Below are 24271 nucleotides of genomic sequence, written 5' to 3' on the forward strand. Positions count from 1 at the left end.
GCTGACTGTTAATTACCTGTTCACGGAGAAAAAATATGATCACTGTTTTCAGGCAGACTTTGTGCTGTCTGTTATTGCTATGGCTGCCCGTCTCGTGGGCGGCAGAAAGCGGCTGGCTGCGCTCGCCGGATAACGACCATGCCAGCGTCCGCCTGCGCGCGGACACGTCCCCGGAAGGCGAAACCCGGTTACTGTTGGATGTAAAACTGGAAAACGGCTGGAAAACCTACTGGCGTTCGCCGGGGGAAGGGGGCGTGGCACCCGCCATTGCCTGGAAAGAAAATATGCCTGCGGTTGACTGGTTCTGGCCGACGCCGTCGCGCTTTGACGTCGCCGGTATGACCACTCAGGGTTATCACCACCGCGTGACCTTCCCAATGACGGTTCGCGGTCCGTCACCCGCGATGCTCAGCGGTGTGCTGACCTTGTCCACTTGCAGCAATGTCTGCCTGTTGACCGATTACCCCTTTACCCTCAAACCTTCGGCGCATGACCCGGCGTTCGCGCATGACTATGCCCAGGCGATGGGGCAGATCCCGCTCTCCCGGGGGCTGACGCAGACGCTCAGCGTGGGCGCTCGTCCAGGTGCGCTGGTGGTTGAAGCCACGCGTGCCGGAGGCTGGTCATCGCCAGCATTGTTTCTCGACACCGTTGATAACGCTGATTTTGGCAAGCCGCAACTGCGTGTTGAGGGCGAAAAACTGCTGGCGACGGTTCCTGTCAGCGATGGCTGGGGAGAAGGGGCGCCCGATTTGCGTGGTCAAACGGTCACGCTGGTACTGGCGAATGACGGCGTGGCTCAGGAAAGCACCCTGGCGATCGGCAGTACGACGGCAAAAATGGCCGATAGCGCCGAACTGCCGCTCTGGCAGGTGATGTTGATGGCGCTGGCGGGTGGGTTGATTCTCAACCTGATGCCCTGCGTGCTGCCCGTACTGGGGATGAAGCTCGGCTCGATTCTGCTCGTCGAAGAGAAAAGTCGTCAGCGGATACGGCGGCAGTTTCTGGCGTCGGTTGCCGGGATTATTGCCTCTTTTATGGCGCTGGCGATGCTAATGACCGTTCTGCGGCTGACCCATCAGGCGCTCGGGTGGGGCATTCAGTTCCAGAGTCCGTGGTTTATCGGGTTTATGGTGTTGGTGATGTTGATCTTCAGCGCCAGCCTGTTCGGGCTGTTTGAATTCCGTCTGCCTTCCGCGATGACAACCCGACTTGCCACCCACGGCGGCAACGGGATGGCCGGTCATTTCTGGCAGGGCGCGTTTGCCACGCTGCTGGCGACGCCGTGCAGCGCGCCGTTTCTCGGGACGGCCGTTGCGGTGGCGTTGACGGCCTCCTTCCCGGTGTTATGGGGGCTGTTTCTGGCGCTCGGGGTGGGGATGAGCCTGCCGTGGCTGTTTGTCGCGCTACGCCCTGGTCTGGCGCTGCGCCTGCCGCGCCCCGGACGCTGGATGAACGGATTGCGGCGCGTACTGGGCGTTATGATGCTCGGTTCGGCGATCTGGCTGGCGACGCTCCTGCTGCCGCATCTGGGATACGCGACAGGCAGCCCGGCGAAAGAGCGCGTCGTCTGGCAGCCGTTGAGCGAACAGGCGATCCAGGACGCGCTTGCGCAGCACAAACGCGTATTCATTGACGTTACCGCTGAGTGGTGCATTACCTGCAAGGTCAATAAGTACAACGTGTTACAGCGAGAAGAGATACAGGATGCGCTGCAACAGCCGGATGTTGTCGCATTGCGCGGCGACTGGACGCTGCCTGCGGATGACATCACCGACTTTTTGAAAAAACGCGGCCAGGTGGCTGTGCCGTTTAACCAGATTTATGGCCCCGGTTTACCGCAGGGTCAGTCATTGCCCACGCTGCTGACGCGCGATGCGGTGCTGCAAACGTTGCGCGATGCGAAAGGAGTTACGCCATGAAATATCTGATGATTATGCTGTTAGCGTTGTTTACCGGTCTGAGCGTGGCGAAAGAACCCGCGCCGTTTACGCCGGAGCAGGAAAAGCAAATTGAAGCGCTGATCCAGGAAGCGCTGTTTAACGATCCTGCCAGCCCACGGATAGGCGCGGAGAAGGCGACGCTGACGCTCGTCAACTTTACGGACTACAACTGCCCGTACTGCAAGCAGCTTGATCCGTTGCTGGAGAAGATCGTGCAAAAGTATCCGCAGGTCGCGGTAGTGATTAAGCCGCTGCCGTTTAAGGGCGAAAGCTCGGTACTGTCGGCGCGTACCGCGTTAACCACCTGGCGTGAGCACCCGCAGCAGTTTTTAGCGCTGCATGAGAAACTGATGCAGAAAAAGGGCTACCACACCACCGCCAGTATTAAACAGGCGCAGGAAAAGTCCGCCGCCACGCCGGTTACGCTGGATGAGAAAAGCATGGAGACGTTGAGCACCAATCTGCAACTCGCCCGGCTGGTTGGCGTTCAGGGGACGCCGGCAACCATCATTGGCGACGAGATGATCCCCGGCGCGGTATCGTGGGAGACCCTTGAGGCGGTGGTGAAAGAAAAACTGGCGGTGGCCCATGCTCAGTAAACTGCGCCGCTGGCTGCGTGAAGGCGCGATCTTACTGGTTCTGCTGGCAGGCGTGATAATCCTGCTGGATGTCTGGCGTTCTCCGCAGATGCCAGCCATGTTTGACAGCACGCCGCTGCATACGCTGGACGGGGAAACCGTAACGCTGGCGTCGATCAGTGAAGAGCGCCCGGTGCTGCTCTACTTCTGGGCGAGCTGGTGCGGTATCTGCCGTTTCACTACGCCGGATGTCGCCCGTTTGCAGTCGGAAGGGGAGAACGTCATGACCATCGCGCTGCGTTCCGGTAATGACGGGGAGGTTTCCCGCTGGTTATCGCGTAAAGGGGTGACGTTCCCCGTCGTGAATGATAGCGGCGGTGAGATATCACGAAACTGGGAAATCAGCGTCACGCCAACGCTGGTGGTGGTGTCGAAGGGGCAGGTGGTAACCACGACCAGCGGCTGGACCAGCTACTGGGGCATGAAGTTACGTCTGTGGCGGGCAGCCATGTTTTGATAGCGTGCCGGGGAAACCCGGCATTTTTTAACCTATTGTCAGGATGTGTAAAACGAGCGGAGAGCGTGTTTTTTGTTATTTTTACTGCTTTTTTACTGACGCCAGTTATTATTTTTTACCGCTGCCTGACGTTGCAAACCTGAATTGATAATGGCATATCTGTTTTAATTGAATGAAAGTCTGTGATACGTTCAGGCGATTTTTTCGATTTCCATTTTGACAGGGATAACAATTCAATGCGCAAGGGTAAAATTATTGTTGCATCAATGATGGTGCTTTGTGTCCTTATTTTTGTTGCGGCGGCGGCATGGTTTATGCTGTTCCAGGGAGAAATGACGGAGCCGACAGGGGAGGAAAAACAGGCGGCGATTTTACACGCTGCGGGCCTGATGAAATCAGAGACCCAGGATAAAAAATCAGTCGAAACGCTCTATCATCGTTATATTATTCAACGCCATGTTAATTTAGATTCCGGCGAGCTGGTGGCTGAAAGCAGCATGGACGCCGCGCGCCAGAAGTGTGAAAAACTTGCCCCTGAACGCGACCCAGCGCAGGTTCGTCAGCGCTGTACGGTGGCGGATGTGTTCTTTGTGAAAGATAAAAATAATGAAATTCAGCAGGTTATCATTCCGGTTATCGGTAAAGGCGCGAAATCCATGATGCATGCGTTTCTTGCTCTGGGGCTGGACGGTCGTACGGTGAGAAATCTGTATTATTATCAGCAACGGGAAACGCCGTTTCTGGGGGCTAGGGTGGAAGACGCCAACTGGCGCAAACAGTGGCCAGGGAAACGATTATTAGATAACAGCGGACATCCTGCATTGAAAATAGTACAAGATAAACCTGAACATGCCGATGAATATACCGTTGACGGTATTTCCGGTGCGACGTTGACATCAACCGGCGTTGAGAAAAGTATTAACTACTGGATGGGGCCGCAGGGATATGGTCAATTCTTACAGCGTCTTGCCAGCGATCGAAATAACCTTAATCTTTGAATATTGCTGTACGCAATAACGCGTTTTATTTCTGCCTGCCGATAATGAATAACATCACTGTCGGCAGGGGGATTTATTCCTCTGTTACCGCGCCTGCCTTGCTGTTAATTCCATGAGAAAAACAGGGAGATAACGTCCCTTTTATCAACGCATAATGTGTGTGTTCATCACGATTTGATGAAATAAGTTTACATAACTTGTCGTCTGCTGACATTTTTATGATCCAGGTCATGTACAACGCGACAAAAAGATATAATGATAATAATTATCATTTGTATTCTTTGGCGGTGTGCACGTGCGTAACTTCCGTAACTCTTTGTTGGTTACTCTCTTTGGCTTGTTTATAAGCATGAGTGTCTGGGCGTCGACGAATTATGCGCCTTTGATTGAAGATATCGAACAACGTCTTGATAAAACAGCGGAACTTTATCAGCAACAGCATACCGACGAGGCGCGCCGCACGGTACAAATGGCCTATTTCGAGGTGTTCGAGAACCTGGAAGGGCCGATCCGCATCAACATTTCCGCGCGCAAAAGTTACGAGATGGAGAGCGCATTCGGCGAGATCCGTCGAATGATTGGCGAGAAAAAACCGCTCGCTGACGTTCAGGCGCGCATTGACTGGCTGAAAGCCGCACTGCGCGAAGTGGAACCGGTGCTGGATGGCGGACATCGTCTGGTGGCCGAAGAGCAGCACAACGCGCTGTCCAGAGACGACATTGCCGTTCACTGGCAGGAGAGTTTCAGGACGATCGACGATCTGCTGGCGCAGGCGGTCACTGAATATCAGGCCGGGAACTACAGCGTTGCCAGTCAGCACGTTCAACAGGCGCACTATCAGGGCTTTAAAAACTCTGAGATGGAGATGTCCCTCAGACAAAACCGTTCTGCAAAAGATGCCGCCGCCATTAATCAACAATTCTCATCCCTGATTGCGCTGACCGCGCAACCTGACCATCTCAACGATGTCTCTTATCAGGTCACTACGCTGCTACAGGATATCGAGGATATCTTACCCGGCTTGCCGACCACCCGTGACGATCAGCAGGTTGCCACAGCGCAAAGCGCAGACAACATTCCGGCGGCGGACGAGGGAAATAACCGTACCGACTGGGCTGAGGTGACGACGGGAATTAACCAGAGCATTCAGGACGCGATAGCGCGCTATCAGGGCGGCGATGCGAAGAATGCGATTCTGGATATCCAGGATACCTACTTCGACCGCTTCGAAGCCAGCGGCATGGAAAACAAAATCGGCTCTCGCGATTCGGCATTTAAAACCACGCTGGAGGCGTATTTTACCCGCCTGGTCAGTCTGATGAAGGCCGGTCAGCCGGTTGAGCGCCTGAATGCGGAGGCCAGCGCGCTGGCGCAGGATCTGCAAAAAGCCGTGACGATGCTGGGCGAAGGCGAAGAAACCCAGTGGAGTCTGCTGCTCTATAGTCTGATGATCATCGTGCGCGAGGGGCTGGAAGCGCTGCTGATTGTGGCGGCAATCGTGGCTTACATGGTGAAAAACAACCATCAGGATAAGCTGCCGCTTATTCGTCAGTCGGTAATTGTGGCGCTGATCGCCAGCGTCATCACCGCCGCTATCTTCCAGATGCTGTTTACTAACTCCGGCGCCAGCCGTGAACTGCTGGAAGGCATAACGATGCTGATTGCCGTCGTGATGCTGTTCTTTATGAGTTACTGGCTGCTGTCCAAAGTGGAAGCGCGCCACTGGAAAGCCTGGCTGGAAGGTAAACTGTCTCATTCCCTGTCGCGAGGCTCCCTGGTCGGACTATGGCTGACCAGCTTCCTGGCGGTGTACCGCGAAGGGGCGGAAACGGTGCTGTTCTATTACGCTCTGATTGGCGATGCAAACACCGTGTCCGGCCATATGGCGATTGGCGCCGGTTTTGTGATTGGCTGCGTGGTGCTGCTGCTCGCCTGGCTGGTGATGCGTTACTCAGTGGTACGCCTGCCGCTGAAACCCTTCTTTATGTTTACCGGCAGTTTCATGTATCTGATGGCCTTCGTCTTTGCGGGCAAAGGTGTTCTGGAACTGGTGGAAGGCAAACTGTTCCAGCCTACGTTGATTAACGGCTTCCCTGAAATCAGCTGGCTGGGGATTTATCCCTACGTGGAAACGTTGTTACCGCAGGTCGTATTGCTGCTCGCGGCGCTGGTGGCGCTGTGGGTGATGCGGCGCAAAAGCGCGGTTCCCGGGGAGACGATAAAAAATAACCCATAATCGTTGTATAGCCGTTGTTTTAGACGAGAGGATACGTTTGATGACCATGAAGAAAACCCTGATTGCCAGCGCAGTGATGGCCAGCATTTTCACTGCGCCAGCCGCGTTTGCTTTTAAAGAGTACCCGGCAGGCGAGCCTGTCACCATGAATGAAATGGAGCTGGCGGCCGTTTACCTGCAACCGATTGATATGGAACCGCGCGGCATGGGCTTACCGGCAGCAAAAGCCGATGTTCACCTTGAAGCGGATATCCACGCTGTAGAAGGCAATAAAAACGGCTTTGGCGCAGGGGAATGGATCCCGTACCTGACCATCAGCTACACCCTGGTCAACAATGACACGGGCGAAAAACAGGAAGGCACCTTCATGCCGATGGTTGCCAGCGACGGCCCGCACTATGGCGCGAACATCAAAATGATGGGCGTGGGCAACTATAAAGTGACCTACCACATTGAACCGCCATCAAAAGCCGGGATGCATCGCCATACTGACAGCGAAACAGGCGTAGGCCGCTGGTGGAAACCGTTTGATGTGAGCTACGAGTTTAAATATGTCGGTCTGAACTAAAACCGACTAACCAACGCGCCTGGAGGATTCCCCCTTCTGGCGCGTTGGTCAGACCGATCATATGCCCGTCGCCTAATTCAACCCGCCGTACAGAGTCGAAGTTATGAGTTACTTTTTCGTCACGACGCTACAGGTCTTTTTCTGCATTGCGCTTCTTTCCGGTGTTCTCTGGAGTCGAAACGATCCTCCCTCTTTACGTCCACTGACCTGGACGCTGCTGACCGGGCTGATTGCCGGCGTGCTGGCGGGACTGTTTATTCACGGCAGCCAACCGGTACAACTGCTGCTGGTTGGGGCGGAGGTCATGGTATCGCTGCTGTTTGTCCTCAGTTTCTGGTGGGCCTCAACGCGTATCCGCTATCTGTGGCAGGGGATTCTGATTTTTGGCGCTGCCCGCCATTGGGCGCTGGACCCTAATCTGGGCGGGCTGACCAGTACGCATGTGCTGAATACTGACCTGCTGTTAAACCTGACGGCCGTCGTTCTCGCTTTTGCGATCCTCTGTCTGGCGGGCGTACTCTGCGCGATGCTGCTGCGGCGTATTCGCGGCCTGTACTGGCCGTTAACGCTGATTCTGCTGGTGATGATCTGGCTGCCGCTGAGCGGCAACCTGCTGTTGTTGCTGATGAAATTACAGGTTGTTCCGCTGGGAAAATCACTGCTGAGCTTCGTGGCGAAAGTCACAAATAACACGGCGCTGTATAACTGGGCGGGAGCCGCGCTGCTGCTGGCCCTGGCGCTGTGCTGGCTTCCGGCGCTGTTGCGGGCTTTTCGACAGACGCGGGAAACCGAAGAACCGATCGCTCACCGTCTGGCGCTGGCGCAGCGTCGCAACGCTTTGCGGCTGTGGCTGGTCACAATCGGCTGCGCGGTGGTCGTTATCGCAGGCCAGCTGTGGTGGGATAAAGTGGCCTCGCAGCCGCCGCAACTCTCTGAAGCCGTGCCCGTAACGCTGGGGAGCGATGGCATGGTGCGCCTGCCGGTCGAACAGCTTCGTGACGGTAAACTGCATCGTTTCGTCTGGGTGGCGGACGATGGCAAAGCGGTGCGCTTCTTCGTGATTAACCGCTATCCCGACAAGCTGCGTTTTGGCGTGGTGTTCGACGCCTGCCTGCTGTGCGGCGATCAGGGTTATGTCATGGAGGGCAATCAGGTTATCTGCGTCGCCTGCGGAGTGCATATTTTTATTCCGTCTATCGGCAAGGCTGGTGGTTGTAACCCGGTGCCGATTGAAAACTGGCACAATGATGAAAAAGAGCTGGTGATCCCCGGTAAAGAACTGGCGACAGGGGTGAACTACTTCTCGACGGTCATGACTATTAAAGTGACCGATCCGGTCGATGGTTCAACGTTGACCAATACCTCAGCCGATTACAAATACAGCTATGGCGGCAAGACCTGGTTCTTCTCGTCAGAGGCTAACTATGAACGCTTCCGTGAAACGCCGGAGCAGTTTGTTCCTGCCGACATGAGGGAGGAATAATCATGCTGTGGCGGATGTTACGACAATCCTGGGGGCGCAATTTACGCCGCAAAGTGCTGGCGATAATCACCGTTTTTCTGGCCTCCAGCCTGATCTCGGCGCTGCTGGCGGTGTCCATTGATATCGGCGACAAAATGTCCAGAGAGCTGAAGTCTTATGGTGCGAACATTTTGATTGAACCCGCCGGACAGGCTGCGCTGCCCGCGCTGTTTAGTGAGAGCAGTAATCCGCTTTCCGGTCAGGATTTTCTTGATGAATCCGAACTGCCGAACATCAAAGATATCTTCTGGCGAAACAACATTGTCGGGTTTGCGCCGATGCTCGGCGGCGAAGCCAGCGTGGAGGGAGAACCGGTGCGGATTCTGGGCACTTTCTTCAGTCAGCCAGTGGATATTCCTGATGAAGAGGGATATGAGACGGGGCAGAAAACGGTCAGCCCATACTGGCAGGTGACCGGCGACTGGCCGCAGGAACCCGCAGGCGCAGAGCCGCAGACCTTAGTCGGGCACGCGCTGGCGCGGCAAATGGGCTGGAAACCCGGTGATAAGCTGACATTACGTACCGAAGGCGAAGCGGCGCAGGTCACCGTCAGCGGTATCCTCTCCAGCGGCGGCGATGAAGATAACCAACTGGTGATGCCGCTAAGCACGGTACAGCACCTGCTGGGGCTACCCGGAAAAGTGCAGGCGATTCGCGTCTCGGCGCTGACGGTGCCGGAAAACGAGCTGTCCCGCCGCGCGCGGGAAAACCTGGACGCGCTCAATGCCGAAGAGTACGACCTCTGGTATTGCACGGCCTATGTGTCGTCGATCGCGCATCAGCTGGAAGAGGCGATTTCCGGCGCGGAAGTGCGCCCGGTATGGCAGGTCGCGGCGTCTGAAGGGGTGGTGATTGATAAAATTCAGCTGCTGATGGCGGTCGTTACCGTCGCGGCGCTGGCGGCTTCCGCAATGGGGATCGCCTCGCTGATGACCAGCACCATTATGGAACGCGCCAAAGAGATCGGTTTGATGAAGGCGCTGGGTGCGCGACAGTGGCAAATCATGCTGCTGTTCTACCTGGAAGCGGCGTCCAGCGGGCTGGCGGGCGGCGCGCTGGGATGTATTGCCGGGTGGGGGCTGGCGAAAGCGATTGGCGTCATGCTCTTCGACGCGCCGCTTAATTTTGCCTGGATTGTGGTGCCGTGCGTACTGGTGATTGCGGTACTGATTGCGTTGATCGGCACCTGGTTCCCGGCCCGGCGGATCGCCCGACTGTATCCTGTGGAGGTGCTGTATGGCCGCTAAACGTACCATGCTCTGGCTGCTGGTGTGGCGGGCGCTGCGTCTGCGTTTTCAGCGGGTCAGCGTGGTGTTTGCCGCGCTGATGGTGGGGGCGACCATCGTGACGGCGCTTTCTGCCGTCTGGTTCGACATTAACACCAAAATGAGCGAAGAACTGCGCACCTTCGGCGCGAATTTTTACATCGGGCCGGGGCACGGTTCCAGTATGCCGCAGCAGGAGTTGCAGAGCATTCTCGATCAGGCGCCGCAGGGGCTGGTGCATGGCGCCAGTCCGTGGTTGTACGGCATGGCGCGCACCGAGCTGGAAAAAGTGGTGATGGTTGGCGTGTGGTTCGAGTCGCTGCAAAAACTGGTGCCGTACTGGCAGGTCACCGGTAGCTGGATTGGCGTCAGTTTTGACGACCGTAACGCGATGATCGGCGTCAAACTGGCGGAACGCCTCAACGTGCAGCCGGGCGACAGCATCACGCTGGTGGATCACAATCAGCGTAAGAATTTGCAGATTAAAGGCATTGTGGAGTCTGGCGATGCGACGGACAACATGCTGATCGTCAGCCTTGACGTGGCGCAGGCCTGGCTGCATCAGCCGGGCAAAATCAGCCACGGCTTGCTGAGCGTCAGTAACGATGTCGGCCAGGTGGAGAACTATGCCAGCCGGTTGCAGGCGCAGTATCCTGACCTGGAGATTCGTCCGGTGCGTAAGGTCTCTGCTTCCGAAGGGCAGGTGCTGGATAAAATTAAAGGTCTGATGGGACTGGTCTCGATCGTGATTCTGGCGCTCTCTTCGCTGTGCGTGAATACCACGCTGATGGCGATTGTCGGCGAGCGGGCGCGCGAGTTTGCGCTGCAAAAAGCGCTTGGTTCCAGCAACGGCGATATCGTGCGGCAAATTCTGCTGGAAACCAGCATCATCGCGCTGGCGGCGGTGGCGTGCGGCTGGGTACTGGGATATTTGCTGGCGCAACTGTTGGGATTAACGGTGTTTAATGCCGCCATTTCGCTGCGTCTGCCGGTGTTGCCCATTACTCTGGTGTTGTCTTTACTGGTCGCCATTCTGGCGGCGATTGTTCCGGTGCGACGCGCGGTAAGCGTCGAGCCTGCTAAAGTGCTGAAAGGAGAGTAGCGCCATGTCCGTTACGCATATCCCTCAGGTGGCGATCGAAACCCGCCACTTATACAAACGGTTCGGTGACGTTACCGCCCTGGATGACATTAATCTGCGCATTGCGCAGGGTGAATTTGTCGCCATTATGGGCGCTTCTGGTTCTGGTAAAACCACGCTGATGAATATTCTGACGTGCCTTGATACGGCGACGGAAGGGCAGGTGTTTCTTGACGGCACCGATGCCGCCGCGCTGGATGAAGAGGGGCGTCGTCGCTTTCGCGCCGAGAAAATCGGCCTGGTATTTCAGCAGTTCCATCTGATCCCGTTCTTAACTGCGCTGGAAAACATCATGCTCGCCCAGCATTACCACAGCGTGGTGGATGAAGCGGCGGCGAGGAAAGTGCTGGAGCAGGTAGGGCTTGGGCATCGTGTGACGCACCTGCCGAGCCAGCTTTCCGGTGGTGAGCAGCAGCGTGTGTGTATCGCCCGGGCGCTGGTCAACGAACCGCCGGTTATTTTCGCGGATGAACCGACGGGCAACCTGGATGAAGAGAATGAGCAGCGGGTGCTGGATCTGCTCACCGATCTGCATCGTCAGGGGCGCACGATTGTGATGGTGACGCACAACCCTGCGCTTGGGCAGTTTGCCGACCGTATTCTGCGGCTGCAACACGGTAAATATCTGGGTGAGGAGGCCAATCAACATGCGCTGGCATAATGTGCTGCTACTCGCGGCGGCGATCCTGATAAGCGGGTGTAAAGAAGAAAAGCTGGCGGTCGGGGCACCGGCCCCGGCGCTGGCGGCGTTTGATCTGCAAGGCCAGGAGTCAGGCCTTGAACGCTGGCAAGGAAAGGCGGTGTACCTGAATTTTTGGTCTGCGGGATGCGGGGGGTGTCTGGCGGAAATGGACACGCTGGAAGCGCTGAGCAAAAAATGGGGCGATAAAGTGGTGGTTGTGGCGGTCAATACCGACCCTGAAACGGTCAGGATTAACGATCTGCTGGCAAAGCATCAGATAACCTATCCGGTGGTGCGCGATCAGCTCAACATTACCCAGGAACGTTATCAGGTGATCGGCACGCCGACCTCCGTACTGATTGACCCCGAAGGACGCGTTCTGGAGCTACACCAGGGTATGCGTAAGCCGCCTGAGTTAGAGGCCACGTTTGCGCGCCTGGCGGCGCGATGAACGACGCGTACGGAGAGATACCCAATGGCATTTATCTGGAACGACGAAAGCCTTGCGATTCTGCGGGAAAACGCGGGCATCCTCACAACCGAGCAGATAGCGCAACTGCTTCACACCAATATTACCGCCGTGCGGAATATGGCTTATCGGCTGAAACTGAGCCTTCGGGTGACGGCGTATAATCACCGACGCATAGCGCAGGTTCAGGCGCTTTATGCCTCTGAGACGTTGAGTCTCAAAGAGATCGCGGCGAAAACGGGGCTGACGGCCAGTACCGTGCAATATATCGTGTACGTGAAATCAAAAAATAAGCCCTACGCCACCACGGAATATGTCTCTTTTGAAACGGAGAACGCCGTTCATTACCGCGTGCAAAAAGAATTTGTCGATACGGAGCGTTCCCTGCTGGACAACATCTCTGATAACACGCGATTTCGTGAACTGTATCTGACGGACGGCACTTTTTATTGCGCCCGCAATATTAAGTATGAGGTTTTTATCTCGGAATAACCGGAACATGCTGACCTGCCGGTTATCTTCTGGAATCTCCCGTTTTGCGAAACCGTTCCCGGAAAAATGTCATATTTCTGTCACACTCTATGAGGATTGATAACAACAAGAGGTTGTAGGGATGAAAAAATCGATACTCGCCGCCGCTGTGGCAGGGGCTGTTTTATTGTCGTCCGCCGCGCAAGCGCAGACAACGCCGGAAGGTTATCAACTGCAACAAGTGTTGATGATGAGCCGACACAACTTGCGCGCGCCGTTGGCCAATAATGGCAGCGTGCTGGAGCAGTCCACGCCGAATCAGTGGCCGGAGTGGGATGTGCCTGGCGGGCAGCTCACCACGAAAGGCGGTGTGCTGGAAATTTATATGGGCCACTACATGCGAGAATGGCTGGCGGAGCAGGGGATGGTCACGTCAGGCGAATGCCCGACGCCGGACACGGTATATACCTATGCCAACAGTCTGCAACGCACCGTCGCGACGGCACAATTCTTTATCACCGGCGCTTTCCCTGGGTGCGACATTCCGGTACATCATCAGGAAAAAATGGGCACGATGGACCCAACGTTTAATCCGGTGATCACCGATGACTCTGCGGCGTTTAGTCAGAAAGCGGTGCAGGCGATGGAAAAAGAGCGCAGCCAGATGCAGCTTGACGACAGCTATCAACTGCTGGCGCAGATGACGGACTACAAAGATTCACCGTCCTGCAAAGAAAAACAGCAGTGTTCGCTGACCGAAGCCAAAGACGCCTTTAGCGCGAAGTATCAGGAGGAGCCTGGCGTTTCGGGGCCGCTGAAAGTCGGCAACTCGCTGGTGGATGCGTTTACGCTGCAATACTACGAAGGTTTCCCGATGGATCAGGTCGCCTGGGGCGAGATTAAATCCGATCAGCAGTGGAAAGTCCTGTCAAAGCTGAAGAACGGGTATCAGGACAGCCTGTTTACCTCGGGTGAAGTGGCGCGCAACGTCGCCAAACCGCTGGTCAAATATATTGATAAAGCGCTGGTGACTGACCGTAGCAGCGCGCCGAAAATTACCGTTCTGGTGGGGCATGACTCGAATATTGCTTCGCTGCTGACGGCGCTGGATTTCAAACCTTACCAGTTGCACGATCAGTACGAACGCACCCCGATTGGCGGCAAGATTGTGTTCCAGCGCTGGCATGACAGCAAAGGCAATCGCGACCTGATGAAAATCGAATATGTGTATCAGAGCTCGCAGCAGTTGCGTAACGCGGACGTCCTGACGCTGAAATCACCGGCGCAGCGCGTCACGCTGGAACTGGCGGGATGCCCGATAGACGCAAACGGCTTCTGTCCTCTTGATAAGTTCGATAACGTGTTGAACAGCGCAGCAAAATAGCAGAGGTTCTCCCCCGCGCAGGCGGGGGAGAAAAGGTCAGACATTTTTACGTTCGATGGTTTGTTCGCCCCAAAATAGCGAATCTTTATCCGTCTTCTCAAAGGCTTTAAGCAACACTTCGTCGCTGCCTTCCTCCCAAATTTTTTCAGCCAGTTTCTCGTCATACTTCGCGACTTCAAAAATGGCTTCGGCTATTTCTGGTGATGTATTACGCAGACTTGCCCATTCGCCGACGTGATGAGCCTTCGCTTCTTGAGTTGGCATTCGAATCCTCCTGTTGAAGATTAGCCGTTGAGTTTTACTGCCAGACCTGCAACATATTCACCCTGATAGCGAGCGATAGAAAGTTCTTCCTGGCTTGGCTGGCGTGAACCATCGCCCCCGGCAATTGTGGTGGCGCCGTATGGCGTACCGCCGCGAACCTGCGAGACGTCAAACAGTTCCTGCGCGGCGTAACCGATAGGGACAATCACCATGCCGTGGTGAGCCAGCGTGGTCCAGGTTGAGGTAATGGTTTGTTCCTGACCGCCGCCGGTGCCTGTCGAGCTGAATACGCTGGCGAGTTTTCCATACAGCGCGCCGGATGCCCACAAACCGCCCGTTTGGTCCAGGAAGGTGCGCATCTGGCCTGACATATTGCCAAAGCGCGTCGGCGTACCAAAAATGATGGCGTCGTAATCAGGCAGTTCCTGCGGGGTTGCGACTGGTGCGTTTTGTGTTTTACCTCCGGCCTTTGCGAAGATTTCAGGCTGCATCGTTTCCGGTACGCGTTTGATAATGACTTCTGCGCCGTCCACCTTGTTTGCCCCTTCCGCCACCGCATGCGCCATAGTTTCGATGTGTCCGTACATGGAATAATAAAGCACCAGAATTTTTGCCATTTTGCACTACTCCTCGAGTTAACCGTGTCCGTAGCGATTCGCTACCTCTATTTAAAGATATGACGTCCTGGAGAGAGTGCAAATATCACAACCATTTCTTTGATTTATAACAAGATTTATCAGCGTCGTTTTTGTTGCAAAATGATACATTTTTCGCCGTTCGGATTTCTTTAACCATAAGAGAGGCTTATTGATTTCCTGGGGGGATTATTCCTGTCCCCCTGACGAACCTGTTGCAGAATATTACGATTTACTGGTCAGTCGGGGTAACTTCGCTAAGCTTAGTTCCGCGTGGCAATAATTGTGGCGTCTGCCATATGCCGCGTGAGGAGATCTTCCTCAACACCGATGCAATATGATGTCTAATCTATGACGGAGGTCAGTAATGGCAAACCATCGGGGCGGTTCCGGTAATTTTGCGGAAGACCGCGAAAGAGCATCAGAAGCAGGTCGTAAAGGTGGCCAGCACAGCGGGGGCAACTTTAAGAATGACCCGCAGCGTGCATCAGAAGCAGGCAAAAAAGGGGGCAAAAGCAGTCACGGTAACCGTAACAGCTAGCCTGTAAGTTAACGCCATAATGTTTAGCGCATGCCGCTGGTAAACGTTATGATGCCACCGCCGCCGGTTCCTCCGGCGGTTTTTTTGTCCGTAAGATTGAAGTGTCGCAGCAGGCGACGCAAACTAAGCGTCCTGACGTTCAAAAAGAAAAAAGCGCCGTTGCCACGGTATCCTGGCGGCAATAAAACAAGGAGAGGGCGCATGGTTCAACGCGCAGAGAAAAAAACAGGTAAACGTTCACAGGCCGTCAGCGCCAAGCGCCAGGCGATTTTAACCGCTGCATTAAACACGTTTTCCCAGTACGGTATTCATGGTTCACGTCTGGAGCAGGTGGCTGAGCAGGCGGGAGTGTCCAAAACCAATTTGCTCTATTATTACCCGTCGAAAGAGGCGCTTTATGTCGCCGTACTGCGGCAAATCCTTGATATCTGGCTGGCGCCGTTAAAGGCCTTTCGTGAAGATTTCGCGCCGCTGGTGGCGATCAAAGAGTACATCCGTCTTAAACTGGAGGTCTCCCGTGATTATCCGCAGGCTTCCCGGCTTTTTTGCATGGAGATGCTGGCGGGCGCGCCGTTGCTGATGGAAGAACTGACCGGGGATTTGAAGGCGCTGATTGACGAAAAATCGGCATTGATTGCCGGATGGGTAAACAGTGGAAAACTGGCGCCCGTCGATCCGCATCACCTGATCTTTATGATTTGGGCTTCAACGCAGCATTACGCCGATTTTGCGCCTCAGGTCGAAGCGGTAACGGGCGCAACGCTGCGTGATGAAGCCTTTTTCAATCAAACGGTCGAAAGCGTACAGCGGATGATTATTGAAGGCATTCGCGTACGTTAACCGGCAGGCGGCAACGGACAGCTCAAATCACCTTCCTCACATTGCAGCAGCGAAGCTAAAAACGCTTCGCGTTCGTCCGTTTTGTCCGTCATGCACTGGCTGGCGATCATCGGCTGTATACTGCCGCCTTCCGTGCCGGAACTGACCAGCGCGCAGTCGGCGTCCCGCAGGGCAATCCAGGCGATTTGCGCTTTTTTCAGCAAGTCACGCTGCGGCGGTTCGGCGCGTTTTAGCGCATTCTGGTACGTCTCATTGAGTTTTTTATCGGCGGTTTGAAATTGCGCGGCGGCGCAGGTGTTCATCTCCATTTGCGTGCTGGCGTTGGCGCAGTCATCGGCCAGTGCCGGAGCGCTGAGTAGCAGCGCAGCGCATGTGAATATAATTCGCTTCATACTTCCCTCTGGCTCTAAAACATTGCCGGATGGCGGCTTTGCCTGATCCGGCCTACAAATGTGTTTTGTAGGCCCGGTGAGCCGTAGCGCCACCGGGCATTTTCCAAAGCCTTAATTAACCACAGCCTTAACCAATTGTCATCAGGCTGGCGTTACCACCTGCCGCAGCGGTGTTAACGCTGAGCGAGCGTTCGATATACAGACGCTCCAGCAGGATATTGGTTTCACCACGGGCAAAGCCCTGTACCGACACGATCGCGCCGTCACGGGCGGCTACCGCCTCGCACAGCGCCCGTAGCTGATCGGAATCGCCGTGGAAGATCACCGCATCGAACGGCTGCGAAGTCAGCGAGTCCGCTTTCGCAAACTGAATACGTTCACAAACCGCTGTGGGCAGGCGCTTCGCCAGTTCGCGATGGAAGGCATCGTCCGGCCACAAAATCAGACTCCCGACCGCTGTCACGGCGGCGACCTGCACCAGAGCGTCCTGCTCGTCATCAGCCAGACACAATACGCGTTCACGCGGCAGTAACGTCCAGGTATTGCGCTCACCGGTAGGGCCAGGCAGCAAACGCTGGGTTCCGGCCTGCGCCAGCTCGCTAAACTGCTGACAAAGCGTATGCAAAGCCGGGCGATCCGCCGCCCACCCGGTCAGCGCGTCAAGCGGCTGAGTCAGCGCGGCTTTAAGCTGGGCATCTACCGGGTAGTCCGCATCCTGACGGGCAAGCGTAATGCCCAGCGCGTTTTCCGGGCGATTTGCCAACAGACGGTAGAGATAGAGCGGACCGCCCGCTTTCGGCCCGGTGCCGGACAAGCCTTCGCCGCCGAATGGCTGGACGCCCACGACCGCGCCGACCATATTACGGTTGACGTACAGGTTGCCTGCGTGCGCTGAACCGGTGACCTGTGCAATGGTCTCGTCAATTCGGGTATGTACGCCCAGCGTCAGACCGTAGCCGGAGGCGTTGATCTGCGCAATCAGTTCGGGAAGGTGGTTGCGCGTGTAACGCACCACATGCAGCACCGGCCCGAAGATCTCTTTTTGCAGCTCATCAAAACTTTCCAGCTCAATCAGCGTTGGCGGAACAAAGGTGCCGCTTTGCCATTCGCGCGCATCATCGCTGTTCTCACGTACGGCCTGGAATACCGGACGACCTTTCGTACGCATCGCCTGAATATGGCGCTCGATATTGGTTTTGGCTTCGTTATCGATAACCGGGCCAATGTCGGTGGTCAGACGGCCCGGATTACCCATGCGGCATTCCGCCATTGCCCCGCGCAGCATTTTCAGGGTGTGGTCGGCGATATCATCCTGCAAGCACAGTATGCGCAGCGCCGAGCAGCGCTGCCCGGCGCTGTCAAACGCAGATGCCAGCACATCCACAACCACCTGTTCGGTAAGGGCGGAGGAGTCCACGATCATGGCGTTCATCCCGCCGGTTTCCGCAATCAGCGGAATCGGGCGACCCTGCGCATCCAGACGGGTGGCGATGTTACGCTGCAATAAGCTGGCGACTTCGGTCGAGCCGGTAAACATCACGCCGCGTACGCGCTCGTCGGAGGTTAACTGCGCCCCAACGGTTTCCCCCTGGCCGGGCAGCAACTGCACTACGCCCGGCGGAACACCGGCTTCCAGTAAGATGGCGATGCCCTGGGCGGCAATCAGCGGCGTTTGTTCCGCCGGTTTCGCCAGGACGCTGTTGCCCGCCGCCAGCGCAGCGGCAATTTGTCCGGTGAAGATGGCCAGCGGGAAGTTCCACGGGCTGATACAGACGACCGGGCCTAAAGGACGATGCGTTTCGTTATCAAAGTCATCGCGTACCTGCCCGGCGTAGTAGTGGAGGAAATCCACCGCTTCGCGTACTTCTGCAATGGCATTACTGAAGGTTTTCCCGGCTTCACGAACCAGAATGCCAATCAGCTGCTGCATTTGGCCTTCCATTAATACCGCTGCGCGTTGCAGGATGGCGGCGCGTTCCTGCGGTGGCGTGGCAAACCAGATAGGGGCGTTGTTAACCGCGTTTTGCAGCGCTTGTTCAACGTCCGCAGCGCTGGCTTCGCGCACGTAGCCGACGATGTCTTTCGGCTCTGCCGGGTTGATCACCGGCGTCATCTCTCCGTCAGCGACTGGCTGTTCCAGCATCGGTTTGGCCTGCCATTTTTGCAGCGCATTGTTCAACAGGGCGGAGGAGAGGGAAGCCAGACGGTGTTCGTTCGCCAGATCTAACCCGCCGGAGTTTTCCCGGCCTTGTCCGTAGAGGTCGTGAGGCAGCGGGATTTTCGGATGCGGCAAGCCGGTTTGCCCTTCTTGCTGCGCCAGTTTTTCCACGGCCTCCACCGGGTCGGCGACCAGTTCATCCAGCGGCAGCGTGGCGTCGGCAATACGGTTAACGAAGGAGGTGTTGGCGCCGTTTTCCAGCAGGCGGCGCACCAGATACGCCAGCAGCGTTTCATGCGTGCCGACCGGGGCATAAATACGACACGGACGGTTGAGTTTGCCATCCGCCACTTTACCGGTGACCTGCTCGTACAGCGGTTCGCCCATGCCGTGCAGACACTGGAATTCATACTGGCCCGGATAGTAGTTCTGCCCCGCCAGTTGATAAATCGCCGCCAGAGTATGGGCGTTATGGGTCGCAAACTGCGGGTAAATCAGATTCGGTACGGCGAGCAGTTTTTTCGCGCAGGCCAGATAAGACACGTCGGTATAGACCTTGCGGGTGTAAACCGGGTATCCCTCCAGTCCGTCCATTTGGGCGCGTTTGATTTCACTGTCCCAGTATGCGCCTTTCACCAGGCGGATCATCAGGCGACGACGGCTACGCGTGGCGAGATCGATCAGATAATCAATCACAAACGGGCAGCGTTTCTGATAAGCCTGAATCACGAAACCGATGCCGTTCCAGCCAGCCAGTTCCGGCTCAAAACAAAGTTTTTCCAGCAGGTCGAGGGAGATTTCCAGACGGTCAGCTTCTTCGGCGTCGATGTTGATGCCGATATCATACTGACGCGCCAGCAGCGTCAGTGATTTCAGGCGCGGATACAGCTCCTCCATCACGCGGTCATACTGCGCGCGGCTGTAGCGTGGGTGCAGGGCGGAAAGCTTGATGGAGATCCCCGGCCCTTCATAAATTCCGCGTCCGTTAGACGCTTTGCCAATGGCGTGAATAGCCTGCTGATACGAAACCATATAAGCCTGCGCATCGGCGGCGGTCAGCGCCGCTTCGCCTAACATATCGTAGGAGTAGCGGAAGCCCTTGTCTTCCAGCTTACGCGCATTCGCCAGCGCTTCGGCGATGGTTTCGCCGGTGACGAACTGCTCGCCCATCAGGCGCATTGCCATGTCCACGCCTTTGCGGATCAGCGGCTCGCCGCTCTTACCGATAATCCGGTTCAGCGAACGAGAGAGACTGGCTTCGTTGTGGGTAGAGACCAGCTTGCCGGTAAACAACAGACCCCAGGTGGCGGCATTAACAAACAGCGACGGGCTGCGGCCAATATGCGACTGCCAGTTGCCGTTGCTGATTTTGTCGCGGATGAGCGCGTCACGCGTCGCTTTATCCGGGATACGCAGCAGCGCTTCCGCAAGGCACATCAGCGCGACGCCTTCCTGCGAGGAGAGGGAGAACTCCTGCAACAGTCCCTGCACCATCCCGGCGCGACCGCTGGCCGTTTTCTGGTTACGCAGTTTCTCCGCCAGTTGATAGGCCAGCTTGTGGGCCTGCTCAGCCACCGGCTGCGGCAGACGCGCCTGCTCCATTAACATCGGCACCGCATCGGTTTCGGCGCGACGGTAAGCTGCGGTAATCGCGGCGCGGGAGACCGACTGAGGCAGGATCTGCTCGGCAAACTCAAGGAAAGGCTGGTGGTTTTCTTCCTGCTGTGCGGTTGACTCATCGCCTTCATTGGCGGCGCCAGCCAGCAGGGCGGGCAACTCCGGTAACGCCTCGTCGCTTTCCAGTTTTTCCAGATAATTAAAGATTGCCTGTTTGATCAGCCAGTGTGGGGTGCGATCAATTCGTGTTGCTGCTGTTTTAATACGTTCGCGCGTCGCGTCGTCCAGCTTAACCCCCATCGTGGTGGTTCCCATGCCGTCTACTCCTGTTGTTCTGATATGTGCTGCTGATAGTTATCGAGAAATATCCACCATGTTGCAACTTTGTGCAACCTCGTTAAATGTGACCTGCCTTGCAAGCTTAAAAATGAATGAAATGTTAAAAGAAGAGACGCTTCTGGATGGGATAAAAACAATAACCAAATCTTTTTCTCTGCGGCAGTTAACACTTTTGAAAGGTGCAACCTTAAAAAATGTGAGAGAGTGCAACCTGGAGAAAAATAGTATCCCACCCGAATAAAATTTGATGTAAATGATGTGTTAAATCGATTGTGAATGACCACCGCTTCCGGCAGGATACGGTCGCCCTGGTAAACATAAACACCATTGCCACGTTCCGGCAGGGTATAAAACGGCAGCTCTTATTATTGCCGGCACATAAAATCTGGAGACTTTTGATGGCTATTAGCACACCGATGTTGGTGACGTTTTGTGTCTATATCTTTGGCATGATATTGATAGGGTTTATTGCATGGCGTTCGACCAAAAACTTTGATGACTATATTCTCGGCGGCCGCAGCCTTGGGCCGTTTGTGACGGCATTATCCGCTGGCGCATCTGATATGAGCGGCTGGCTGCTGATGGGTCTGCCGGGGGCGATTTTCCTGTCGGGGATTTCTGAAAGCTGGATCGCGATTGGTCTGACGTTAGGGGCATGGATTAACTGGAAACTGGTGGCGGGACGTTTACGCGTCCACACTGAATTTAATGATAACGCCCTGACTCTGCCGGATTATTTTACCGGGCGCTTTGAAGATAAAAGTCGCGTTCTGCGCATTATCTCTGCCCTGGTTATCCTGCTGTTTTTCACCATTTATTGCGCATCGGGGATTGTGGCAGGGGCGCGTCTGTTTGAAAGCACCTTTGGCATGAGCTATGAAACCGCGCTGTGGGCGGGGGCGGCGGCCACCATTATCTACACCTTTATTGGCGGCTTCCTGGCCGTGAGCTGGACAGACACCGTCCAGGCCAGCCTGATGATTTTCGCCCTGATTCTGACGCCTGTTATGGTGATCATCAGCGTCGGCGGTTTTGGTGACTCCCTGGAAGTGATCAAACAAAAGAGCATTGAGAATGTGGATATGCTCAAGGGGCTGAACTTTGTCGCCATTATCTCCCTGATGGGCTGGGGGCTGGGCTACTTTGGTCAACCGCATATTCTGGCGCGCTTTATGGCGGCGGATTCTCATCACAGCATCGTGCACGCGCGTCGCATCAGTATGAGCTGGATGATCCTGTGTCTGGCGGGGGCGGTGGCTGTCGGCTTCTTCGGCATTGCTTACTTTAACAATAACCCGGCACTGGCCGGAGCGGTGAATCAGAACTCGGAACGCGTGTTCATTGAACTGGCGCAAATCCTGTTCAACCCGTGGATTGCCGGTATTCTGCTGTCCGCTATTCTCGCGGCGGTGATGTCGACGTTAAGCTGCCAGCTGCTGGTGTGCTCCAGCGCGATTACCGAAGATTTGTATAAAGCCTTCTTGCGTAAAGGTGCGAGCCAGAAAGAGCTGGTATGGGTAGGGCGCATTATGGTGCTGGTGGTTGCGCTGGTGTCTATCGCGCTGGCTGCTAACCCTGAAAACCGCGTGCTCGGTCTGGTGAGCTATGCGTGGGCGGGCTTCGGCGCGGCGTTTGGCCCGGTCGTGCTGTTCTCGGTGATGTGGTCGCGTATGACCCGTAACGGCGCGCTGGCCGGAATGGTTATCGGGGCGCTGACGGTTATTGTCTGGAAACAGTTTGGCTGGCTGGATCTGTACGAAATCATCCCTGGCTTCATCTTCGGCAGCATCGGGATTGTGGTCTTTAGCCTGCTGGGTAAAGCGCCGTCGTCGGCTATGCAAGAACGTTTTGCGAAAGCGGATGCGTATTACCACTCCGCACCGCCGTCGCGTTTACAGGCAGAGTAATCTGACCGCTGCCCGTTTACTTTCATAGCCCGCCATGCGCGGGCTTTTTATTCAGAATTGTGGCGTGTTTCTCTGTATGTCGATGAATGAAAGTATTAATTTTTACTATGAGCGTTCAGGTGAAATAATTTTGTAATATCTCTGTAAGAGACTATTGCCAGTGCAAAGGGGAACTTTAGTTAATGCATGGTAAATATGTTGTTGCATTAATGATAAATTATGTTGTACTAATACGTAATAGCGGTAGTTCCCGGCAGTGATGACACTTTTCACTATGGAGATCGCGAATGGTAAGGTCCTGTACTGGACACGTTTTTCGCAGTAACAGCAATAACTTATGCGGATGCCTCTCCTCCGGTAGCCCTGTCGTCACCGCTAAATTCCTCTCACTTCCTCTTTTTATCCCTGTTACTGACGCCGTATTCGGTGCGCGTAGCCGTGTAGGGCGTCTTTTCAAAAAGCAAGCAATGGCTTACAAGGAAGCCAACCCTCAGATGTTTGTGCGCATAATCGTGCCGCCAACGGCGCGTGTGATGTATACCAACAACTCAAGGTGCTATCCATGGGAAGACAAAAAGCAGTGATCAAAGCTCGTCGTGAAGCAAAACGTGTGCTGAGACGGGATTCGCGTAGCCACAAACAACGTGAAGAAGAATCGGTCACCTCGCTTGTGCAGATGAGCGGCGTAGAAGCGATAGGCATGGCGCGTGATAGCCGTGACGCCACACCAATCGTAGCGCGAAATGAGGCTCAGGAGCACTACCTGAATGCTATCGAGAGTAAACAACTGATCTTCGCCACTGGCGAAGCCGGGTGTGGAAAAACCTGGATCAGTGCGGCAAAAGCAGCAGAGGCCCTGATACATAAAGATGTAGACAGGATTATTGTTACCCGTCCGGTTTTACAGGCCGATGAAGATCTCGGCTTCTTACCAGGCGATATATCCGAGAAGTTCGCGCCTTATTTCCGGCCCGTCTATGACGTGCTGGTGAAACGCCTGGGCGCATCTTTTATGCAATACTGCCTGCGGCCTGAGATTGGTAAGGTGGAAATCGCGCCGTTCGCCTATATGCGCGGACGTACATTTGAAAATGCAGTCGTCATTCTTGACGAGGCTCAGAATGTGACTGCTGCGCAAATGAAGATGTTCTTAACGCGCCTCGGGGAGAACGTGACGGTTATCGTAAATGGCGACATTACCCAGTGCGATTTACCGGCTCATGTTCAATCAGGGTTAAGTGATGCGTTAGCTCGCTTTGAAGAAGATGAGATGATAGGTATTGTCCGTTTCCATAAAGACGACTGCGTGCGTTCGGCATTGTGCCAACGAACCCTTCATGCCTATAACTGAAGCGTCGTCAGATCTCATAGCCCGGGAAACCGGGCTTTGTTTTTTTGTAGGCCGGATAAGGCGCTTGCGCTGCCATCCGGCGATGTGCAGGCGCCCGGTAGCGCTAACGCTTACCGGTCCTGGGGTGTTTTTGTAGGCCGGATAAGGCGCTTGCGCCGCCATCCGGCGATGTGCGAGCGCCCGGTGGCGCTAACGCTTACCGGTCCTGGGGTGTTCTTGTCAGCCGGATAAGGCGCTTGCGCCGCCATCCGGCGATGTGCGAGCGCCCGGTGGCGCTAACGCTTACCGGGCCTACGGTGCTCTTGTCAGCCGGATAGCACGTGCAATATGCGAAAAAAAAGCCCGTACTTTCGTACGAGCTCTTTTTCTGAAGATGGCGGTGAGGGGGGGATTGACTCGCTTCGCTCGCCCTGCGGGCAGCCCGCTCTCTGCGTTCGCGGTCTGTCCAACTGG

The 24271-nt window shown here is 55.5% G+C and carries 22 protein-coding genes; 18 read left to right on the forward strand and 4 right to left on the reverse strand.

Features of this window, described 5'->3' with window-relative positions:
- Nucleotides 1–35 precede the first annotated feature (35 nt).
- The 13 genes from OGX93_RS08915 to agp all read left to right on the forward strand — a co-directional run bounded on the left by OGX93_RS08915 (nt 36) and on the right by agp (nt 13774).
- The gene (locus OGX93_RS08915; RefSeq protein ID WP_286449103.1) at nt 36–1922 is read left to right on the forward strand and encodes a protein-disulfide reductase DsbD family protein; all 1887 of its coding nucleotides are present in this window, start codon (nt 36–38) and stop codon (nt 1920–1922) included.
- Complete coding sequence (locus tag OGX93_RS08920; protein WP_012132918.1) at nt 1919–2542, forward strand: DsbA family protein; 624 nt, start codon at nt 1919–1921, stop codon at nt 2540–2542. The genes OGX93_RS08915 and OGX93_RS08920 overlap by 4 nt, the downstream gene beginning before the upstream one ends.
- On the forward strand, nt 2532–3038 hold the full coding sequence (locus OGX93_RS08925; RefSeq protein WP_012132917.1) for a protein disulfide oxidoreductase: 507 nt from the start codon (nt 2532–2534) through the stop codon (nt 3036–3038). The genes OGX93_RS08920 and OGX93_RS08925 overlap by 11 nt, the downstream gene beginning before the upstream one ends.
- Before the next feature lie 182 nt (nt 3039–3220).
- A complete protein-coding gene (locus OGX93_RS08930; protein ID WP_115181735.1) occupies nt 3221–4036 on the forward strand; it encodes a Na(+)-translocating NADH-quinone reductase subunit C in 816 nt (271 codons plus the stop codon).
- 349 nt (nt 4037–4385) lie between these two features.
- Entirely contained in the window at nt 4386–6272 is a 1887-nt protein-coding gene (locus OGX93_RS08935) for an FTR1 family iron permease (protein ID WP_130028993.1), read from the forward strand.
- Nucleotides 6273–6312: 40 nt separating this feature from the next.
- Nucleotides 6313–6840 carry an iron transporter gene (locus OGX93_RS08940; protein ID WP_012132914.1) on the forward strand — a complete coding sequence of 176 codons (528 nt, stop codon included), beginning with the start codon at nt 6313–6315 and terminating at the stop codon, nt 6838–6840.
- Nucleotides 6841–6943: 103 nt separating this feature from the next.
- Nucleotides 6944–8323 (forward strand): Fe-S-containing protein, encoded by a 1380-nt coding sequence (locus OGX93_RS08945; RefSeq protein ID WP_000119836.1) that lies wholly within the window; start codon nt 6944–6946, stop codon nt 8321–8323.
- Between the two features lie 2 nt (nt 8324–8325).
- Nucleotides 8326–9609: an ABC transporter permease gene (locus tag OGX93_RS08950; protein WP_049009455.1), complete on the forward strand. Its 1284-nt coding sequence runs from the start codon at nt 8326–8328 to the stop codon at nt 9607–9609.
- Nucleotides 9599–10729, forward strand: a complete 1131-nt coding sequence (locus OGX93_RS08955; protein WP_000729219.1) for an ABC transporter permease — start codon at nt 9599–9601, stop codon at nt 10727–10729. The genes OGX93_RS08950 and OGX93_RS08955 overlap by 11 nt, the downstream gene beginning before the upstream one ends.
- Nucleotides 10730–10733: 4 nt before the next feature.
- The gene (locus tag OGX93_RS08960) at nt 10734–11429 is read left to right on the forward strand and encodes an ABC transporter ATP-binding protein (RefSeq protein ID WP_000117262.1); all 696 of its coding nucleotides are present in this window, start codon (nt 10734–10736) and stop codon (nt 11427–11429) included.
- Nucleotides 11416–11901: a TlpA family protein disulfide reductase gene (locus OGX93_RS08965; RefSeq protein WP_012132911.1), complete on the forward strand. Its 486-nt coding sequence runs from the start codon at nt 11416–11418 to the stop codon at nt 11899–11901. Before OGX93_RS08960 ends, OGX93_RS08965 begins: the two co-directional genes overlap by 14 nt.
- A 24-nt stretch (nt 11902–11925) precedes the next feature.
- Entirely contained in the window at nt 11926–12411 is a 486-nt protein-coding gene (locus OGX93_RS08970) for a hypothetical protein (RefSeq protein WP_000874189.1), read from the forward strand.
- A gap of 121 nt (nt 12412–12532) precedes the next feature.
- Entirely contained in the window at nt 12533–13774 is a 1242-nt protein-coding gene (gene agp, locus OGX93_RS08975; protein WP_114647418.1) for a bifunctional glucose-1-phosphatase/inositol phosphatase, read from the forward strand.
- 36 nt (nt 13775–13810) lie between these two features.
- Here agp and OGX93_RS08980 read toward each other — a convergent pair whose 3' ends face one another.
- Together OGX93_RS08980 and wrbA are read right to left on the reverse strand one after the other, a co-directional pair.
- Nucleotides 13811–14038 (reverse strand): YccJ family protein, encoded by a 228-nt coding sequence (locus OGX93_RS08980; RefSeq protein WP_047457633.1) that lies wholly within the window; start codon nt 14036–14038, stop codon nt 13811–13813.
- Between the two features lie 20 nt (nt 14039–14058).
- Nucleotides 14059–14655 carry an NAD(P)H:quinone oxidoreductase gene (gene wrbA, locus OGX93_RS08985; protein WP_047457630.1) on the reverse strand — a complete coding sequence of 199 codons (597 nt, stop codon included), beginning with the start codon at nt 14653–14655 and terminating at the stop codon, nt 14059–14061.
- A gap of 385 nt (nt 14656–15040) precedes the next feature.
- On the opposite strand from wrbA, the gene OGX93_RS08990 reads away from it, so the two are divergent.
- Both OGX93_RS08990 and rutR read left to right on the forward strand, forming a co-directional pair.
- Nucleotides 15041–15214 carry a con-10 family general stress protein gene (locus OGX93_RS08990; protein WP_012132907.1) on the forward strand — a complete coding sequence of 58 codons (174 nt, stop codon included), beginning with the start codon at nt 15041–15043 and terminating at the stop codon, nt 15212–15214.
- A 201-nt stretch (nt 15215–15415) separates the two neighbouring features.
- Nucleotides 15416–16054 carry an HTH-type transcriptional regulator RutR gene (gene rutR / locus OGX93_RS08995; RefSeq protein ID WP_012132906.1) on the forward strand — a complete coding sequence of 213 codons (639 nt, stop codon included), beginning with the start codon at nt 15416–15418 and terminating at the stop codon, nt 16052–16054.
- Here rutR and OGX93_RS09000 read toward each other — a convergent pair.
- Both OGX93_RS09000 and putA read right to left on the reverse strand, forming a co-directional pair.
- Entirely contained in the window at nt 16051–16446 is a 396-nt protein-coding gene (locus OGX93_RS09000) for a lysozyme inhibitor LprI family protein (RefSeq protein ID WP_071258246.1), read from the reverse strand. The genes rutR and OGX93_RS09000 overlap by 4 nt on opposite strands.
- Nucleotides 16447–16573: 127 nt before the next feature.
- Nucleotides 16574–20536 (reverse strand): trifunctional transcriptional regulator/proline dehydrogenase/L-glutamate gamma-semialdehyde dehydrogenase, encoded by a 3963-nt coding sequence (gene putA / locus OGX93_RS09005; RefSeq protein WP_286449102.1) that lies wholly within the window; start codon nt 20534–20536, stop codon nt 16574–16576.
- Here putA and OGX93_RS09010 point away from each other — a divergent pair.
- The 3 genes from OGX93_RS09010 to phoH all read left to right on the forward strand — a co-directional run bounded on the left by OGX93_RS09010 (nt 20535) and on the right by phoH (nt 23818).
- A complete protein-coding gene (locus OGX93_RS09010) occupies nt 20535–20801 on the forward strand; it encodes a hypothetical protein (RefSeq protein ID WP_123907508.1) in 267 nt (88 codons plus the stop codon). The two genes, putA and OGX93_RS09010, sit on opposite strands and share 2 nt — an antisense overlap.
- A gap of 157 nt (nt 20802–20958) precedes the next feature.
- A complete protein-coding gene (gene putP, locus OGX93_RS09015; RefSeq protein ID WP_024130454.1) occupies nt 20959–22467 on the forward strand; it encodes a sodium/proline symporter PutP in 1509 nt (502 codons plus the stop codon).
- A gap of 562 nt (nt 22468–23029) precedes the next feature.
- Nucleotides 23030–23818: a phosphate starvation-inducible protein PhoH gene (gene phoH / locus OGX93_RS09020; RefSeq protein ID WP_012132901.1), complete on the forward strand. Its 789-nt coding sequence runs from the start codon at nt 23030–23032 to the stop codon at nt 23816–23818.
- Nucleotides 23819–24271: the final 453 nt, after the last annotated feature.

This window comes from Citrobacter sp. CK195 (assembly GCF_030333365.1).
GTDB lineage: Bacteria > Pseudomonadota > Gammaproteobacteria > Enterobacterales > Enterobacteriaceae > Citrobacter_B > Citrobacter_B koseri.